This is a genomic window from Novosphingobium sp. HNCC26DJ243, assembly GCF_057180545.1.
The window spans coordinates 1,168,543-1,185,625 of record NZ_JBXUGN010000001.1 but is presented as its reverse complement, the minus strand read 5'-3'; the positions used below and the strand labels follow the sequence as shown (position 1 = coordinate 1,185,625).

General features: G+C 64.9%; 15 protein-coding genes. 7 read left to right on the top strand and 8 right to left on the bottom strand.

Annotation, left to right across the window (positions count from 1 at the left end; genetic code table 11):
- A complete protein-coding gene (locus AC2A04_RS05705) occupies nucleotides 1–1,392 on the bottom strand; it encodes a PAS domain S-box protein (RefSeq protein ID WP_484211319.1) in 1,392 nt (463 codons plus the stop codon).
- A gap of 18 nt (nucleotides 1,393–1,410) precedes the next feature.
- Complete coding sequence (locus AC2A04_RS05700; protein ID WP_484211318.1) at nucleotides 1,411–2,619, bottom strand: trans-sulfuration enzyme family protein; 1,209 nt, start codon at nucleotides 2,617–2,619, stop codon at nucleotides 1,411–1,413.
- 20 nt (nucleotides 2,620–2,639) lie between these two features.
- On the opposite strand from AC2A04_RS05700, the gene AC2A04_RS05695 reads away from it, so the two are divergent.
- Nucleotides 2,640–4,022 carry a phospholipid carrier-dependent glycosyltransferase gene (locus AC2A04_RS05695; RefSeq protein WP_484211317.1) on the top strand — a complete coding sequence of 461 codons (1,383 nt, stop codon included), beginning with the start codon at nucleotides 2,640–2,642 and terminating at the stop codon, nucleotides 4,020–4,022.
- Here the strand turns inward: AC2A04_RS05695 and AC2A04_RS05690 are convergent.
- The 4 genes from AC2A04_RS05690 to recO are packed head-to-tail and all read right to left on the bottom strand — an operon-like array spanning nucleotide 3,995 to nucleotide 7,459.
- Nucleotides 3,995–4,639 carry a DUF2238 domain-containing protein gene (locus tag AC2A04_RS05690; RefSeq protein WP_484211316.1) on the bottom strand — a complete coding sequence of 215 codons (645 nt, stop codon included), beginning with the start codon at nucleotides 4,637–4,639 and terminating at the stop codon, nucleotides 3,995–3,997. The genes AC2A04_RS05695 and AC2A04_RS05690 overlap by 28 nt on opposite strands.
- A gap of 1 nt (nucleotide 4,640) precedes the next feature.
- The gene (locus AC2A04_RS05685) at nucleotides 4,641–5,765 is read right to left on the bottom strand and encodes a glycosyltransferase (protein ID WP_484211315.1); all 1,125 of its coding nucleotides are present in this window, start codon (nucleotides 5,763–5,765) and stop codon (nucleotides 4,641–4,643) included.
- A gap of 12 nt (nucleotides 5,766–5,777) precedes the next feature.
- Complete coding sequence (gene leuB, locus AC2A04_RS05680; protein WP_484211314.1) at nucleotides 5,778–6,836, bottom strand: 3-isopropylmalate dehydrogenase; 1,059 nt, start codon at nucleotides 6,834–6,836, stop codon at nucleotides 5,778–5,780.
- Between the two features lie 11 nt (nucleotides 6,837–6,847).
- A complete protein-coding gene (gene recO / locus AC2A04_RS05675) occupies nucleotides 6,848–7,459 on the bottom strand; it encodes a DNA repair protein RecO (RefSeq protein ID WP_484211313.1) in 612 nt (203 codons plus the stop codon).
- 104 nt (nucleotides 7,460–7,563) lie between these two features.
- On the opposite strand from recO, the gene apaG reads away from it, so the two are divergent.
- From apaG to AC2A04_RS05660, 3 genes are all read left to right on the top strand, one after another.
- Complete coding sequence (gene apaG / locus AC2A04_RS05670) at nucleotides 7,564–7,962, top strand: Co2+/Mg2+ efflux protein ApaG (protein ID WP_484211312.1); 399 nt, start codon at nucleotides 7,564–7,566, stop codon at nucleotides 7,960–7,962.
- A 12-nt stretch (nucleotides 7,963–7,974) separates the two neighbouring features.
- Nucleotides 7,975–8,772: a LysR family transcriptional regulator gene (locus AC2A04_RS05665; RefSeq protein ID WP_484211311.1), complete on the top strand. Its 798-nt coding sequence runs from the start codon at nucleotides 7,975–7,977 to the stop codon at nucleotides 8,770–8,772.
- Between the two features lie 106 nt (nucleotides 8,773–8,878).
- Nucleotides 8,879–10,804: a putative bifunctional diguanylate cyclase/phosphodiesterase gene (locus tag AC2A04_RS05660; RefSeq protein ID WP_484211310.1), complete on the top strand. Its 1,926-nt coding sequence runs from the start codon at nucleotides 8,879–8,881 to the stop codon at nucleotides 10,802–10,804.
- 9 nt (nucleotides 10,805–10,813) lie between these two features.
- Here the strand turns inward: AC2A04_RS05660 and AC2A04_RS05655 are convergent, their stop codons facing one another.
- Nucleotides 10,814–12,040, bottom strand: coding sequence for a multidrug effflux MFS transporter (locus AC2A04_RS05655; protein WP_484211309.1), 1,227 nt, complete (start codon nucleotides 12,038–12,040; stop codon nucleotides 10,814–10,816).
- Between the two features lie 117 nt (nucleotides 12,041–12,157).
- On the opposite strand from AC2A04_RS05655, the gene dinB reads away from it, so the two are divergent.
- A complete protein-coding gene (gene dinB, locus AC2A04_RS05650) occupies nucleotides 12,158–13,294 on the top strand; it encodes a DNA polymerase IV (protein WP_484211308.1) in 1,137 nt (378 codons plus the stop codon).
- On the opposite strand, the gene AC2A04_RS05645 is transcribed toward dinB, so the two are convergent.
- On the bottom strand, nucleotides 13,273–13,758 hold the full coding sequence (locus tag AC2A04_RS05645; RefSeq protein WP_484211307.1) for an NUDIX hydrolase: 486 nt from the start codon (nucleotides 13,756–13,758) through the stop codon (nucleotides 13,273–13,275). The two genes, dinB and AC2A04_RS05645, sit on opposite strands and share 22 nt — an antisense overlap.
- A gap of 210 nt (nucleotides 13,759–13,968) precedes the next feature.
- On the opposite strand from AC2A04_RS05645, the gene AC2A04_RS05640 reads away from it, so the two are divergent.
- Together AC2A04_RS05640 and gspD are read left to right on the top strand one after the other, a co-directional pair.
- On the top strand, nucleotides 13,969–14,784 hold the full coding sequence (locus AC2A04_RS05640; protein WP_484211306.1) for a type II secretion system protein N: 816 nt from the start codon (nucleotides 13,969–13,971) through the stop codon (nucleotides 14,782–14,784).
- Nucleotides 14,781–17,027 carry a type II secretion system secretin GspD gene (gspD, locus tag AC2A04_RS05635; protein ID WP_484211305.1) on the top strand — a complete coding sequence of 749 codons (2,247 nt, stop codon included), beginning with the start codon at nucleotides 14,781–14,783 and terminating at the stop codon, nucleotides 17,025–17,027. Before AC2A04_RS05640 ends, gspD begins: the two co-directional genes overlap by 4 nt.
- The last annotated feature ends 56 nt before the right edge of the window (nucleotides 17,028–17,083 follow it).

The window sequence follows — 17,083 nt, the reverse complement described above, 5'->3', positions numbered from 1 at the left end:
CTAACTCGCCAGCGCACGCGCGGTCTGTATCGAGCAGCGCAGCCGCCAGGACAGCCCGGTCGGCGCGTAGTCGAGGGTGACTTCGGCATCGAGGCTTCGCGCCGGGATATGCTGGATCAGCGTCGTGCCAAAGCCCTTGCGATCAGGCGCGACGATTGCGGGGCCTCCGCTTTCGCGCCAGTCGACCTGGAAATGGCCGTCGGCCGTTTCTTCCCACGAAAGCGAAACGCGCCCCTCGGGCGTTTTCAGCGCGCCGTACTTGAGCGCATTGGTGGCAAGTTCATGCACCGCCATGCCGATGATCTCCGCGCTTCGCGGGCTGAGCGGAACGGACAGGCCCTGCGTGAGCACCTGTTCGCGACTTTCGCGCCCAAGAATCGCCAGTTGCGCGTCGGCCAGTTCGTCCATCATGATCGTCGACCAGCCGCGCCGGACAAGCAGATCCTGATTGGCCGAAAGGCTGGCGAGGCGGTTCTCGAAGCGCTTGAGAAATTCGGGATCGCCTCCCCCCGACCGCCGGGCCAGCGCCTGGATGACCGAGAGAAGGTTCTTCGAGCGATGGTTCACTTCCATCAGCAGGACCCTGATCTGCTCTTCCTTCTCGAGCATTTCCGTGACGTCGGTGTTGGTGCCGAACCAGTATAGGATTTCCCCCTCATCGTCGCGGATCGGCTTGGCGCGCGACAGGAACCAGCGGTATTCGCCATCGTGGCGGCGCAGCGGAAAGGTATCTTCCCATTCTTGACCCGCCGCGATGCTTGCGCGGAAATGCTCCTGCACACGCGCGACGTGATCTTCGTGGTGGACCTTGTCCCAGCCCCAGCCGTCGGTCGAGCCTACGGGCACGCCGGTGAAATCGTACCAGCGCTGATTGTACCAGTCGATCGCGCCCGACCTGTCGGCAACCCATGCGAGTTGCGAGATATTGTCCGCCAGCATGCGGAAGCGTGTCTCGCTCTCGCGAAGGGCGCGCTGGTTGCGTTCGCGTGCGGTGATGTCGCGCGCGATCTTGCTGGCGCCGATGATTTTTCCTGCAGGATCCACGACCGGGGAAACCGTGATCGAGACCGAGATTTCGCTGCCATCCTTGCGGCGGCGGACGGTGTCGAAGCTCTTGACCCGTTCCCCGCGCACGATGCGGCCGAGAATGTCATCTTCTTCGTCCTGCCGGTCGTCCGGAATGAGCTTGCGGATCGAGGTGCCGATCATCTCCGCTTCGTCGAACCCGAAGATTCGCGTCGCAGCCGGATTCCAGCTCAGGACCGTGCCTGACAGGTCCTTGCTGATGATGGCGTCATCGGAAGATTGAATGATCGCAGAAAGATGCGCCTCGGCAAGCAAATTGGCATGCTCCGTTGCGACCCACCCCGAGCGGCACTCTAGGGCAAGCACGCAACGATGCAACTGCCGTCAGAGGCCAGCCTTGCGCAGCGCCTGATCGAGGTCTTCGATCAGGTCGTCGGGGTCTTCCAGCCCGACGTTCAGGCGCAGCATCCCTTCGCCCACGCCCATGTCGGCGCGGGTTTCGGCACCGACGCCGTAGTGCGTGGTCGATGCCGGATGGCACATCAGCGAGCGCGAATCCCCGATGTTGTTCGAGATGTCGATCAGCTGGAGCGCGTCGAGCAGGGCATGGGCCTGCGCAAGTCCGCCATCGAGGTGGAACGAGAAGATCGTGCCGCCCGCCTTCATCTGCTTCTTTGCAAGATCGTATTGCGGATGGCTGGGCAGGAACGGGTAAAGCAGGCGCGGCACGCGGGGCTCGACGAAGCTCGCCACCTTGAGCGCGTTCTCGCTCTGCCTGTGGATGCGCAGGTCCAGCGTCTCGAGGCCCTTGAGCACGACCCAGGCATTGAACGCTGCGATGTTCGGCCCGGTGTTGCGCTGGAACGGCAGGAGAACGTTGTTGATCCAGTCGGCCGAGCCGCAGACCGCGCCCGCCATGACCCGGCCCTGGCCGTCCATCATCTTGGTGGCCGAATAGGCAACGACATCGGCGCCGAAATCCATCGGGCGCTGGAGTGCCGAAGTGGCAAAGGCGTTGTCGACCACCGTGGTGATGCCGCGCGACCTGGCAAGCCCACAGACGAATCCGAGATCGACGACGTCCATCGTCGGGTTGGCCGGGCTCTCGAAGAAGAACACCTTGGTGTTGGGACGGATGGCCGCTTCCCATGCCGCGTTGTCCGAAGCGTCGATCGTCGTGCCTTCGATGCCGAAACGCGGCAGCAGATTGTCGATCAGCCAGCGGCAGGAACCGAACGCGGCCTTGGCGGCGACGACATGGTCGCCCGCCGAAAGCTGGCAAAGCAGCGCCGTGGTCATCGCGGCCATGCCGGTTGCCTGGGTGCGGCAGGCTTCGGCGCCCTCCATCAGGGCAATACGTTCTTCCAGCATCTGCACGGTGGGATTCTGCAGGCGCGAATAGGTCATGCCATCTGCCTCGCCAGCAAAGCGCGCGGCTACCGTGGCAGCATTGTCGTAGGAAAAGCCCGAGGTCAGGAACAGCGCCTCGGAGGTTTCGCCCATGTCGGACCGCCACGTGCCGCCACGGATGGCTTGCGTCGCGGGGCGCCAATTGCGGGTGATCGAGCGGTCCTGGCCAGTGGTGCGTTTCATGGGCCCTGCCTTAGTTTCGAGTGTCGGCGCGTGCAAGCGGCGGGATTGCGCGCAATGGCGTGCGCGCCTATTCGTGCCCCGGCATGACGGCCGCTTTCCAAGTTCGCACACCTCACCGCCGCACCAATGGGCATGATCCTGCCATGTGGTGCGCGATCATCGCCGCCGCGTTCTTCTTCGTGGTGCTGCACCGGCTGGGCATTCCCTCCAAGCCGATGTTCGACGAGATCCACTACCTGCCCGCTGCGCGCCGGCTGATCGACCTCACCGCGCGCCTCAATCCCGAGCACCCGCTGGTCGCCAAGCAGCTCATTGCGTGGGCGATGCAGCTGATCGGCGACACGCCGTTCGGCTGGCGCTTCCCCTCGGCGGTGCTGGGCGGCCTCGGACTGTGGGCGATGATGCGCGCGCTGTGGTGGGCAAGCCTGTCGCGTAGCGCGACGATCCTGTTCGGCCTGTTTGTCGCAACCGATTTCGTCTGGTTCATCATGGCTCGTATCGCCCTGCTCGACATGGCCATGGGCGGATTCATGGCGCTGGCCATGTGGCAATGGGCGCTGGCCTGGCGCAATCCTGCGGGTGGGGCCGGAACAGCGCGCCTGCACCTTCTACTGACCGGCGTTTTCATGGGGCTGTCGCTTGGCGCGAAATGGAACGGCGCGCTGCTGGTGCCGCTGCCGGGACTGGTTTTCGCCATCAACCGCTGGGAGGCACTCAAGGGCAGGCGCATCGGCTTGTTGTGGTCTTCGGCAGGAGCCGGGCCGATGCCGGGCGTATCGTTGATCGAAGCTGCGGTGTGGCTGGGGCTGGCGCCTCTTCTGGTCTATTTCGCCACCTTCCTGCCAGCGTTCTTCTATGACGTCGCCCCGCTTTCGGTGGGCAAGCTGTGGCACTGGCAGCAGTACATGTTGCAATTGCAGGACAGCGTGAAGAAACCGCACCTCTACATGAGCCAGTGGTGGCAGTGGGTGGCCAACATCCGCCCGATCTGGTTCCTCTACGAAGTGATCGACGGGGCGCAGCGGGGCGTGTTGATGCTCGGCAATCCGTTCACCATGCTGGCGGGGTTGCCCGCGTTGCTGTTCTGCCTGTGGGACGGCGTGAAGGGCGACAGGGTCCGTTTGCTGGTGGTGGGAGCCTACGTCCTCCTCGTCGGCTTCTGGGCGGTGAACGGCAAGCCGGTGCAGTTCTATTACCATTACATGCTCGCCAGCTGCTTTCTCATGGCTGCACTTGCACTGGTGCTGGCAGAGTGGTGGGATCTCGGCCTGCGCTGGCCGGGCAAGGTGACGCTGGTCCTCGCCTTTGGCATGGCCATCGGCTTTTACCCGATCATCTCGGCAGGCGAACTGCCAAGAAAGGATTCCTACAGGGACTACACCTGGCTGGACAGCTGGAAGTAGGCGCGAAAGCGCAGCCACGCCACGGCAGAAAGCGCGCCAAGGCCAGCCAGCGCCATGTCCTTCTGCGCATCCCAAATATCGCCTTGCTGGCCGTTGTAGGCATCAGCATCCGGCCCGGCCATGACCACCGTGAGCTGCCATTCGAAGATTTCGTAGATCGCGCTGCCAGCCAGCACGAACTCGACCGCGAGATAGATGGCAAGGCCCGGCGAGAGTCCGCGATGGCGCGAAAGCCAGCAGGCGATGGGCCAGACCCAGAGCGAACCGAAGCTGAAATGGACGAGGCGGTCCCAGGAATTGCGGCCGAGGCCAAGCGCGTGGTCGACCGAAGGCAGGCCTACTGTTGCGAGCCAGCGTTCGTAGGGCACGTTCGAGTAGATATAGCGTCCGCCGACTGTGTGCAGGACCATGAACAGAGCGATGCAGACGACTGCGCTGGTCGGCATGGGCCAGCGACGCAGCGCCAGCCAGAGTCCCGCTACGATCACCAGCGTGGGCAGGTTCTGCAGTGGCGCGAGCGCGGGGTAAGGCGTGTCGACGAGGCTGAACAGAGCGCCGACGGAGGTCAGGCCAAGCAGGATTGCCTGCGGTCCGGGAACGCCCCAAACCGCACGCAAATCAGTACTTGCCCCACACGAAGCGCGAGGACAGCGCGAAATTCCAGACCGAGCCCAGGACGATGCCGACAATCACGGCCACCACGGCATGGAAGCCGATGGTCTTGAGCACGGCGGCCGATCCGATGTTGGTCAGGAGGCCAAGCGAGCAGGTCAGGCCGAACTGCGCCCAGCCGCGCAGCAGCGGGCCGAAGCCGCGCAGGCGCTTGTCGGAATAGGTCAGTTCGTTGTTGAGCACGAAGTTGAAGGTCATCGCGATGATCGCGGCCAGCGTGTTCGCGGTGTTGAACGTCGCGCTTTCCGACCAGTTGCCATAGACGAACCGTTCGCCCGCGATCAGCTTGAGCAGCACCCACAGCGCGCCAAGCTGGACCGCGACGCCAAGTGCGCCGACCGTGCCGAAAAGGGCAAACCGCGTCGGAATGATGCGGCCGAGCCACTTGTCGTAGAGGCCAACGAGGAATTCGAACACGACAGTCTGGTCCAGTTTGCTCTCGCCTTCGGTGCGGGCGGCGAAGTTGAGAGGGAATTCCTTGACCCTCAAGGGGCGGTCGACCGTCGCGAGAATGTCGAGAAGGATCTTGAAGCCGACGCCCGACAGGCGATGCGCATCGGCGCGCAGGGTTTCTGCGCGGATCATGAAATAGCCGCTCATCGGGTCGGTCAGCTCGACGCCCGTCACCTTGTTGGCAATACGGTTGGCAATGCCCGATGCCTTTACGCGATCAGGGCGGCCCCAGGCCTCGGTGCTGGCGCCTTCGGCAAAGCGCGAGGCATAGGCTAGATCAAATTCGCCGCCCGAGACCGCTTCCAGCATCTGCGGCAGCAGCGCCGGATCGTGCTGCTGGTCGGCGTCCATCACGGCAACGATGGGCGCGGCGGTGGCGCACATGCCCTCGATCGCGGCCGAGGCAAGACCGCGACGGCCGATGCGCTCGATCACGCGAATGCGCGGATCGTCCAGTGCAATGCGGCGCGCCTCGTCGGCGGTGCCATCGGGGCTGTTGTCGTCCACGAAGATCGCTTCCCAGGCCACGCCCTGAAGGGCAGCGTCAAGGCGCGCGACCATCGGTGCGATGTTCGCCCGTTCGCGGTAGGTCGGGAGGATTACGGCAAGTTGAAGCATGCAGGACCGCCCTTAAAGCCTTGCGAGCACCGCGTCACCAATTTCCGTGGTGCCCGCGTTTCCGCCGAGGTCCCGTCCCAGCACACCTGCGGCAAGGGTCTGCGCAACCGCAGCTTCGATCCGCTCTGCCGCGGCGGACAAGCCAAGCGAATGGCGCAGGAGCATGGCAGCCGAAAGGATGGTGGCCATCGGATTGGCGAGGTCTTGCCCTGCGATATCGGGAGCCGAGCCGTGGATCGGTTCATAGAGGCCGAAAGTGCCGTGCGCGGTCTGGCGCTCGCCCAGCGAGGCCGAAGCAAGCAGGCCGATCGAGCCCACGCACATCGAAGCCTGATCGGACAGGATGTCGCCGAACAGGTTGCCGGTCAGCACGACGTCGAATTTGCCGGGCGCCCGGACGAGCTGCATCGCGGCGTTGTCGACATACATGTGCTCGAGCGACACTTCGGGGTATTCGCGCGCCACTTCGATCACGACGTCGCGCCAGAGCTGGCTGGTTTCGAGCACGTTGGCCTTGTCGACCGAGCACAGGCGCTTGTTGCGGCCCATCGCGGTACGGAAGCCCACGTGCGCGATGCGGCGCACCTCGCTCTCGTTGTAGGACATCACGTCGTAGCCTTCGCGGTCGCCGTTGGCGGCGGTGCGGAAGCCCTTTTCACCGAAGTAGACGTCGCCGTTGAGCTCGCGCACGATGACCATGTCGATCGCGCCCGCCACTTCGGGGCGCAGCGCCGAGTGGCCCTCGAGACCGACGAAGACCTTCGCCGGACGCAGGTTGGCGAACAGCGTCAGTTCCTTGCGCAGGCCGAGGATCGCCTGTTCGGGGCGCAAGTGGCGGTCGAGCGCATCGCAATCGGGATCGCCCACCGCGCCGAACAGGATACCATCGGACAGCCGCGCGATTTCGAGCGTTTCGGGCGGCAAGGGGTGCCCATAGGCCTTGTAGGCCGCACCGCCGACGGGCGCTTCCTTCATCTCGATGTCGCCCAGACCGAGGGCTTCGATCACGCGGACTGCCTCGCGCGTCACTTCGGGGCCAATGCCATCGCCCGGCAGAACTGCAATCTTCATGAAGTAACCCCTTAGCCCGTCACGCTCATGCGCTTCAGCCGATCCAGCAGAATCGCGCGCGACCCCATAACATCGCCTGCCCGATCGGCAAGCAGGCGGTTGGCGATCGCCTTGCCCTGTCGCTCCAGCCGCGCCAGCAAATCGGGCCATGCCTCGTCACGCGGGGGCTGGGGCGCTGCACCATAGCCGACCTCGCGCAACAGGAGCACCTCGTATCCGGCAAGAGCACGCGCCCAGCCGCGTGCCGAGGGCGCATGGCAGATCGCATCCAGCAACGCGCCAAGCCCTGAATAGAGCGGGGGATAGGCGTGACCCTCGGGCAGGGCGGCGGAGGTCAGCGCACAGGCCCAGCCGATTCCGGCACTGGCAAGCGGCTCGGACAGCCAGGGCCCGCGGCTTTGCACCAGTTCGAGTCGCGCCGAGGGCAGTTGGGTGGCGGTGCGCGCCCGCACCTCGACCTCCAGCAGGTTGCCTGGGATGAGCAAGGGGCGAAGTTCGCGGCCGCGCGCGCCGGCCACGTAAGCGGCTGCCAGGCCGTGGTCTGCGGTCAGAAGCCGCACGATTGCGCCGGTCTCGCCGTGGATGCGGGTCGAGCAGAGGATGGCGGGCGCACGGATCAGCATAACGGTGTGTTCAGCCTCTGCGCCGGAATGCCCGCTTGGGCAAGAACCGTAAAAGTTGCACAAGTCCGTTGGAACAGGCGGCGATGTGCGGTAGTTTGAGGGACATGAAGCAGCTCTTCCAACATGCCGCTATCACGGACGGGGTGACGGTTCGCGTTGCCGTGAACTTCCTGCCCGAGCAATCACGGGTGGAAGCGGGCAAGTGGTTCTGGGTCTATCACATCCGGATCGAGAATGATTCGGACCAGCCCGTCCAGCTGCTTTCGCGTCATTGGCGCATCACCGATGGCCGCGGACTGGTCAACTTCGTCGATGGCGATGGGGTTGTCGGCGAGCAGCCGGTGCTCAAGCCGGGCCAGTCGCACGATTACGTATCGGGCTGTCCGCTTGGCACGCATCACGGCAGCATGGAGGGGCATTACACCATGCAACGCGCCGACGGGCGGCTGTTCGACGTGGCGATTCCGTTCTTTCCACTGGCGGCCCCGGCTCCTGCGAACTAACGCAAGGACTCGATGAAACGGACGCACCTCCCTCTGAATGGCCTGCGCGTGCTCGATGCAGCCGCGCGGCATCTCTCGTTCACCCGCGCCGCCGATGAGCTGGCGGTGACGCCGGCAGCGGTCGGGCAGCAGATTCGCGCGCTTGAAGACCTGCTGGGCGTGGTTCTTTTCCGCCGCACCTCGAAAGGGCTGGAACTGACCGACGAGGCGATTTCGGGGCTCGATGCTATCCGCGAAGGCTTCCTGCGTTTCGAGGAAGGCGTTCAGGCGATACAGGCCGGGCAATCGAGCCATGTCTATACCATCGCATGTCCCCGTGATTTCTTCGCGGCCTGGCTCTCGCCCCGGCTGGCCACGTTCCGTGCGGGCAATCCGCAGATGCGCTTCGCACTGGTCGGCGGCGATGCTGACATCGATTTTACCGAGGCCAACCTCGACCTCGCAGTACGCTGGGCCGAAGGACCGGGGGACCTCGAAGGCATTCCCTTGGGCGCACCGCTGATGGTGACGGTCGCCGCGCCCGATGCGGCTGCGGACTGCCCGTGGATCGGCTGGCCGGGTGATCCAGTCCCCGGCGGCGGTGACGTCGGTTTCTCGGTCGGCGATGCGGGGACAGCGATCAGCGCGGCGCGCGCCGGGCTTGGCCGGGCGCATGTTCCGATGCAGCTTGCCGAAGCGCCGCTTGCCTCGGGCCGCGTCGTTGCGATGGGTGAGCCGGAGCAATCGCGGCGTGGCTACTGGCTGGTCGCACCCTTGCCGCAGTGGCGGCAGAAAAAGGTCAAGGCGCTGGTAGCCGCCCTTTCTTCCTGAGGCGTGCCCTTACGCGTCGTTAACCTGACGCGCCTAGATTGGGGCGATGGCGACGGATTACCGAGATTCCGGCATTCTGAACGCGCCGAAGCGATTGCTCGGCGACGTGCGTCGGGGATTCGGTGGTCGCTGGCGCCAGCGCGAGGGCGACAACTTCACGCTTGCCTATGCCAAGAGCTTGTCCCAGCGCCTGCCGCTCCTCTACGTAGTGGTCGTCTTCGACTGTCTTCTGGTCGCATCGCAGTTCCGCCAGGTGGCTCCCGCGTGGCTGACCCTGTTTGGCCCCTTGGCACTTGGTACCTTCTCGCTCTGGCGCGCGGCCTATTGGCGGCCAAGACGCGTGGAGCGGCGCTCGCTGGTCGTGCTGCGGCGCGATCTGCGCGTGATGAGTTGGGTTGGCGCGGCGTCGGGCTTCCTGTTCGCACTCTGGGCGATGATGCTCTACGCCTATGGCAATCAGGCGCAGCAGTCGTTCATCCACTATATCATCGCGGTGACCTTGTTCTCGGGCGTACTCGGGCTGGGGCACGCCCCGCTCACGGCACTTCGCATCGCACTTGCGGTGACAATCCCGACGACCGGGCAGGTGTTGTTCAGCGGGCATCCCAATGCCGTGCCCGTCGTGCTGGTGCAGATCGTGGTTACGGCCCTGCTGCTGCTGATCACCAACGGCCATCACCGCGACTTCGTCCGGCTTGAGCTCTCGCGCCAGCAGATCGCCAAGCGCGAGCAGCAGACCGCCCGACTGGCGCAGGAGAACCTGACGCAGGCGACCGTCGACCCCTTGACCGGCGCACTCAATCGCCGCGCAATTCTGGCGCGTCTCGAAGAGGAGCTGGCGGCAGGGCACTCCGGTTCTGCAGCCGCGTGGCTGGCCCTTATCGACCTGGATGGGTTCAAGCACGTCAACGATACTTATGGCCACGCCGCGGGCGACGCGGTGCTGGCGGCGGTTGCCGTCCGCCTGGCGGCCATGGCCCACGTGCGAAGCTATGGCCGGCTGGGCGGTGACGAATTTGCGGTCATCATCGAGGCGCGCCTTGGGGATGAGCAGGTCCACCAGCTGGCGACAGACCTTGCAGAATCGCTGCGTGCGCCGGTCCTCCACGCAGGAGCAGTCCTGCGCCTTTCGGGCTCGATCGGCGTTCACCGCATTACCGGTCGAAGCGCAAGCGACTGCCTCGAACGGGCGGACGCGGCGCTGTACAAGGCCAAGGAGCAGTCCGACGGCGCCGTGGTGGTATTCAGTCCGGATGACGAGGCCGAGTTGCAGGACCGCGCGGCCATCACCCGCCAGTTCAACGATTGCGATCTCGATAAGCGCATCCGGCTGGTCTACCAGCCGATCATCGCGACCGACAGCGGACGCGTGTCGGGATTCGAGGCCTTTGCCCGCTGGAGTCCGGACGGCGACCGCTGGCTGGCGCCCGGACAATTCATTTCCCTTGCCGAGGCGACCGGTCGTACCGGCGAGCTTACCCGCATGGTGCTGGCCCGTGCCCTTTCCGAATGCCGGGCATGGGAGCAGGGACGAACCCTTTCGATCAATCTCGCGCCGCGCGATGTAATGCGCGCCGGAACCGCCGAATCGCTGGCGAAGATTGTCGAGGAGGCGGGGGCGCCTGCGCATTCGATCATCCTCGAAGTGACCGAGCGCGCACTAATCGACGATCCCAAGCGCGCGGAAGCTCAATTGAATGCATTTCGTGCCCGTGGCTTTCGCATCGCGCTCGACGATTTCGGAGCCGGATGGTCGAGCCTCAGCCAGGTCCACCGCCTGCCACTCGACATGATCAAGATCGATCAGGCTTTGTCGCGCGCGCTGGCCACCGAACCGGGCGCGCGGACACTGGTGGCCACGATCGTCTCGCTCTCCTGGCAGCTTGGCATCGACTGCACGATCGAAGGCGTCGAGGACGAGGCGCAGGCCGAGACCGCGCGCGCCATGGGCGTCCGCCTGATGCAGGGCTATCACTTTGGGCGGCCCGGACCTGCGTCAGAAGCCATGGCGAGCCTCGCCGACGCGGCCTAGCTCACCTGCTCAGTGCTCGAAGGTCACAGGTCGTGGCGCGCCCGGCGGGTGCAGGCGGCGGAACAGCTTGCCTCTCTCGCTGTATGTCACAAGCGCCAGACTGATGATGCCGCTGGCAAGAAAGGCCAGCGCGAGGGGGCGGGCACTGCCGTCGTAGGCTTGCCCGACGAAAATGCCCATGACCGAACCGATCACCATGCGCAGGAACGAATGCATCGAACTGGCAGTCCCGGCGGTATGCGCAAACGGCTGCAGCGCGATCGAATTGAAGTTTGCGCCGATGAAGCCGATCAGGATCATGTTGGTGATGATCAGCGGCATGAATTGCCATAGCGTTTCGTCAGGGCGCGTGGAGAACCAGAGCTGCACCGCGCTGACCACGATGAACATGAAAACCGCCGTGTGCGAAACGCGGCGCGCGCCGAACCGCTCGACAATGCGCGAGTTCGAAAAGTTGGCCATCGCCATCATGAGGGCCGAGAAGCCGAACAGCACGGGGAACATCGTTCCCGCGCCGAAGTGTTCGCCGACAAGCTGCTGCGAGCAGTTCACGTAGCCGATCATGGCGCCAAAGGTCATGGCGCCGCCGAAGACATAGCCGATGGCGGCGCGGTTCGTGGCTGCGCCGATCATGTTCGTCGCGATCGCGCCGAGCCGGATCGGCTGGCGGTGTTCCGGGTGCAGCGTTTCCGGCAGGCGGATCGCAACCCAGGCGGCCATGCCGCAGGCCATGATGGCAAGGAACACGAATATCCACCGCCACCCGGCAAAGAGCAGGACGACTTGTCCGATGCTGGGCGCCAGCATGGGCACGACGAGGAAGACGACCGCAATGATCGACATCTGCTTGGCCATCTGGTCACCGCCAAAGCGATCGCGGATGATCGCACTCGGCAGGACGGCCAGCCCGCCGCAGCCAACGGCTTGCAGAATGCGCATGTACAGCAGCATGTCGAACGTGGTTGCCAGCGCGCAAGCCAGCGAGAAGAGCACGTAGAGCCCGATGCAGGCCAGCAGTACGGGGCGCCGGCCATAGCGGTCGGCCAGTGAGCCCGGAATTAGCGAGGCAAAGCCCGAAGCGAGCAGGAACGTGCCGATGACGAGCTGACGCTGGTTGGGATCGGGCACCGCAAGATCGCGCGCAATATCGCCCAGAGCCGGAAGCATTGCATCCACCGCGAGCGCCTGCAGCGCCATGACGAGCGCCATCATCGCGGTGGATTCGCGGGGGCCCATGGCGCGTTCGGGGACGCGGGAAGCGGTTCGGTCAGCACACATGACGGTCATTTGGACCATAACGCTCCGGATTCCCACCCTTTATGTTGCAATGCGAAACGCGCTAAGGTGCAGCCCATGCAGGCATCGCCAGACGACTCCGAACCGGACCGCACTGCGACAGGCCTGCGCAAGATCATCCATGTCGACATGGACGCCTTTTTTGCGAGCGTTGAACAGCGCGACGATCCGTCGCTGCGCGGCAAGCCGGTCGCCGTCGGCGGTTCTTCCGAACGGGGGGTGGTGGCTGCCGCAAGTTATGAAGCGCGCAAGTTCGGGGTCCGTTCGGCCATGCCCTCGGTGCGCGCGGCCAAGCTCTGCCCTGATCTCATCTTCCGCAAGGCCCGGTTCGAGGTCTACAAGTCGGTCTCACAGCAGATCCGGGCGATATTTCTCGACTACACGCCTCACGTAGAACCGCTCTCGCTGGACGAGGCCTATCTCGATGTGACCGACGACGTGCGCGGGATCGGATCGGCCACCCGCATCGCAGAATTGATCCGCAAGCGCATTCGCGCCGAGACCGGGCTGACGGCAAGTGCAGGCGTGTCCTATAACAAGTTCCTCGCCAAGATCGCCAGCGACCAGAACAAGCCTGACGGCCTGTGCGTGATCCGGCCGGGCGAAGGCGCGACTTTTGTCGCCAGCCTGCCGGTGCGGCGATTTCATGGCATCGGTCCCCGCGGGGCCGAGAAGATGGCGGCGCTCGGCATCGAAACCGGAGGCGACTTGCGCGACCGCAGCCTTGCCTTCCTGCGCGAGAACTTCGGAAGCAGCGCCGATTACCTTTACCGCGCATCGCGAGGAATCGACCTGCGGCAAGTGAAGGCGGACCGCCCGCGCAAGTCCGTGGGTGGCGAGCGCACCTTTGAGCGCGACATATCGTCAGGATCGGCGCTGCGCGAAACGCTGGAGCGGATCATCGAGATCGTGTGGGAGCGGATCGACCGCAGCGGCTCCAGCGGAAGGACGGTGACGCTGAAGATGAAGTTCAACGACTTCACCCCGATCACGAGATCACGATCGCTGCCGCGCGTGGTCTTGGACAAGGCAGAGTTCGCCCGCATTTCGCGCGAGTTGCTCGATGCGCAACTACCCCTCGCCAAGCCGGTCCGGCTGATGGGTCTCACCCTTTCCGCGCTCGAGGGCGAGGAGCCCGACGAGGTGTCGGAGAGCGATGCAATGCCGGTGATTCAGGCCGAATTGCCGTTCTGAACCCAGTGCCAGCGCAAGATCATGGCGCGAACCGATCCACTGGTGTTTTCGGGGAGGTTTAGCGGATCGAAGAAGCGCGCTTCCTCGATCTCGCGACCATCGGCGTGCGGTATATCGCCGGTCTCGCCCACGACCAGCTCGATCAGGTTGGTCCAGCCGTTGCGGTCGAGCGTGAACGTGCCCAGGTGCCGTGCTTCCTCGAGAATGCAGCCGGTTTCCTCGGCCAGTTCGCGTGCCGCCGTGGCAAGGGGATCCTCGTTGCCGGCCAGCCCTCCGCCGGGCAGCATCCAGCAATCGCGCGCATGATAGGAGTGGCGGACGAGAAGGACCTGACCCACGGAATTTGCAGCGATTACATTGCATCCGCGGACGGTGCGCCCCGCCTTGCGCCACCACCAGAGCCGCAAGGCGTGGGCAATCCGCAAGGCATGGCGGTGTACGGAGCGGGGAAGCAAGCGGATCATGGAGCCGCTTAATGGACCGCGCGCGAAAAGTTGTCATCCTGCGTGCGCTGCATCACTCGAGGCACTGCAGATGTGCTGCGATAGCGTTGCTTCACCCGCTTACGCGGACTTGTGCAGGATCATCGCTCCCGCAGCGTTTGTGAATCGCCGAGGGCAAGGTATGCCTGTTGATCGGAAGGGATAATGCGCGTGAGATTCGGGGGCTTCAACTTGGCCAGACCGGGCGTAAGCCTGGATTTTCCGCCGCTGCACGAAGTGCTGTGGTGGGCGCTGGCCAGCGCGATCGCTGGGCTGGCTGCGGCAGTGTTCTGGGCTCTGGTCACGCCGGTTTCCCCGCTGGGCGGATGGCAGCCCGCAGGCGTGCGCGACATGTCGCCGACAGCACGCGCCGCGCTCTTTGCAAGCCTCGATCCGTTCAACCGTACGCCGCCGTCATCGGTCGCGCCGGGCGAGGGCGCGGTCACGTCGCTTGCCCTGACGCTTTTCGCCACGCGCGCAACAGCTGGTGGTGGTGGGAGCGCGATTATCGCGGGCGCCGACGGCGTGCAGAATGTCTTTCGCACTGGTGCCGAAGTCCAGCCGGGCGTGACGCTTGCGGGCGTGGCTTTCGATCATGTCGAACTTTCGCGCAACGGTACGCGCGAGTTGCTCTATATCGACCAGTCCGGCCCCGCACCCAGCGCACAGGGGGTGGTCGCGGCCAATCCCGTCGCAATGCCGGGCCAGCCCGCTGCAGCAGGCGGGGGCATCAGTATCGACCGGCTGCGGCAGGGCGTTAACTTCGGTCCGCGGGCCGAAAGTGGCAAGGTCATCGGTCTCGAAGTCCTGTCGTCGGGCGATGGCGCAGTCTTCCGCTCAGCGGGGTTCCAGCCGGGTGACGTGATCACGGCAGTCAACGGCAAGCCGGTGACCGGCGCCGGCGATGCCGCTCTGCTGTCGGGCGCGATGCGTCCCGGTGCTTCGATTTCGGTAACCGTCAGGCGCGGAGACCGGCAACTTCCCCTCGCGATAACATTGGCTCCATGAAACTTCGCATTCTCAACCATTCGAAGATGCTCTTCGGAGCAGCTGTCCTGGCGCTGGCAACGCCGCAGGTTGCATGGGCGCAATACACGCTGAACGTGCGCGATGCGGATGTCCGCGCTTTTGTGGCCGATGCGGCCGAAGTGACGGGGCGTACCTTCATCGTCGATGGGCGCGTCCAGGCCAAGATCAGCGTGGTATCGGACCGGCCGCTCAGCCGATCCGAATACTTTGAGGTGTTCCTGTCGACGCTCCGGGCGAACGGACTGGTCGCGGTGCCGACCGGCAACGGCGCGTTCCGCATCCAGCCGGCCGAAGGCGCGGCGACCAACCCTACACGCGTCGGCAGCAGGGGCGCGGCGCAGAGCCAGATGGTGACCGAAGTCGTTCGCCTGCGAACCGTGGACGCGGCACAGGCGGTAGAGACGCTGCGCCCGCTGATCAGCAAGGAAGGTGCGATCACGGCGAACAAGGCGGGCAATTCGCTGGTCGTGGTCGATTATGCCGACAACCTGCGCCGCATCCGCGCGCTTCTCGCCGACATTGACCGCGACAGCACGACGACGCAGACGCTGATCCTCGAACATGCAGGTGCCCGGGAAATCGCGACTGCGCTGAGCCAACTCGTTCCAGCCGGTGGCGAAGGCGCGCGATCGCTGGCAACGGTCGTGGCCGTGGACAGCGCCAATGCCGTGCTGATGCGCGGCGATGCGTCGACGCTCGCCAGAATGGCGTCCATGGCGCGACAGCTCGATGCCAAGGCCGCGCTCGGTGGCGAGATCAAGGTGGTCTGGCTCGACTACGCGGATTCGGCCGCGCTGGTGCCGGTATTGGAACGCCTTATCGGCGGGACCGGCGGCGGCGAGGTGGCATCTGCCAGCGCGGCGCCGGTTTCGCTGGGGGGCGTCGGTGGCAGCGCTACCTCCACCGCAGGCACGCAGGGCAGCACCGGTGCCGCGGCGGCGAACGGCGGGTCATCGACCAGCCCGATCGGTGCAACGACGGGCGGGCTGGGCAATGGTCCGATCAAGCTTGCCAACGGGCGCGGCAATGCCACGATCACGCGCTACCCTGGGGCCAATGCGATCATCATCGCTGCCCCCGCCGACGAGCAGCGCCGGTTGAGCGAAGTGATCCGCCAGCTCGACATTCCGCAGGAACAGGTGCTGGTCGAGGCGATCATCGTCGAGGTATCGAACAACGTCGCGCGTGAACTGGGCGTGCAGCTGCTGTTTGGGGGCAAGGACAAGCCCTTTGCCGTGACCAATTACTCCAACGCCTCGCCCAACATCATCGACATCGCGGGCGGGCTGCTGGCCGACAATCTGAACCAGACGACGACGGTAGTGAACGGCAGCACCGTCACGACCACGACCAACAGCAGTGCAGGCGATCTGCTGCGCGAGAACGCGGCGAGCAAGATCCTCGGCGCACGCGGGGCATATTCCGGTTTCCTGACCGAGCTTGGCAACAACACGTATCTCGGCGCGCTCATCAACGCGGTGCAGAGCGACAAGAATTCGAACATCCTTTCGACCCCGCACATCACCACCAACAACAACGTGCCCGCCTCGATCCTGTTCGGGCAGGAAATCCCGGTTTCTACCGGAGAGGCGCTTTCGGGCGGCAACTTCAACGATACCTTCCGCACGATCCAGCGCCAGAACGTGGGCATCGAGCTTGACGTAACCCCCCAGATCAACGCCGGGAACATGATCCGGCTGGATCTGCGGCAGGAAGTCAGCTCGATCGCGGGCACGGTTTCAAGCAAGTCGGACGAACTGATCGTCAACAAGCGCGAGATCAAGACGACCGTCACCGTGGGCGATCGCGAGATCGTGGCGCTGGGCGGCCTGCTCGACGACAACGAACAGCGCACGCTGCAGAAGGTGCCGTTCCTCGGCGACATTCCGGTGGTGGGTGAACTGTTCAAGTCGCGCGGGCGCAGCCGGGTCAAGACCAACCTGATGGTGTTCATTCGCCCGACGATCCTGCGCAATGCCGCCGATCGCGCGGCGCTGGCGTCGCGGCGCTACGGCATCGTGCGCACTGCGCAGACCAATTTCGATCCCAAGCACGAGCCGAGCATCGACGAACTGATCGTGGACTACATGGGTGCGACGCTTCCGGCGGCCCCGCAGGCGCAAGTGGCAGTGGTAACCCCGGGCGACACGCTGATCCGGCCCAAGGCATCGACCGGGCCGCTGGAGCAATCGGAGCTCCCGCCGAGCAACGCGCAGAACTGAACCGATGGAGCCCGCGCAGGACATCGCCGACCTTCCTGAAACGCCGCTCGCGGGCG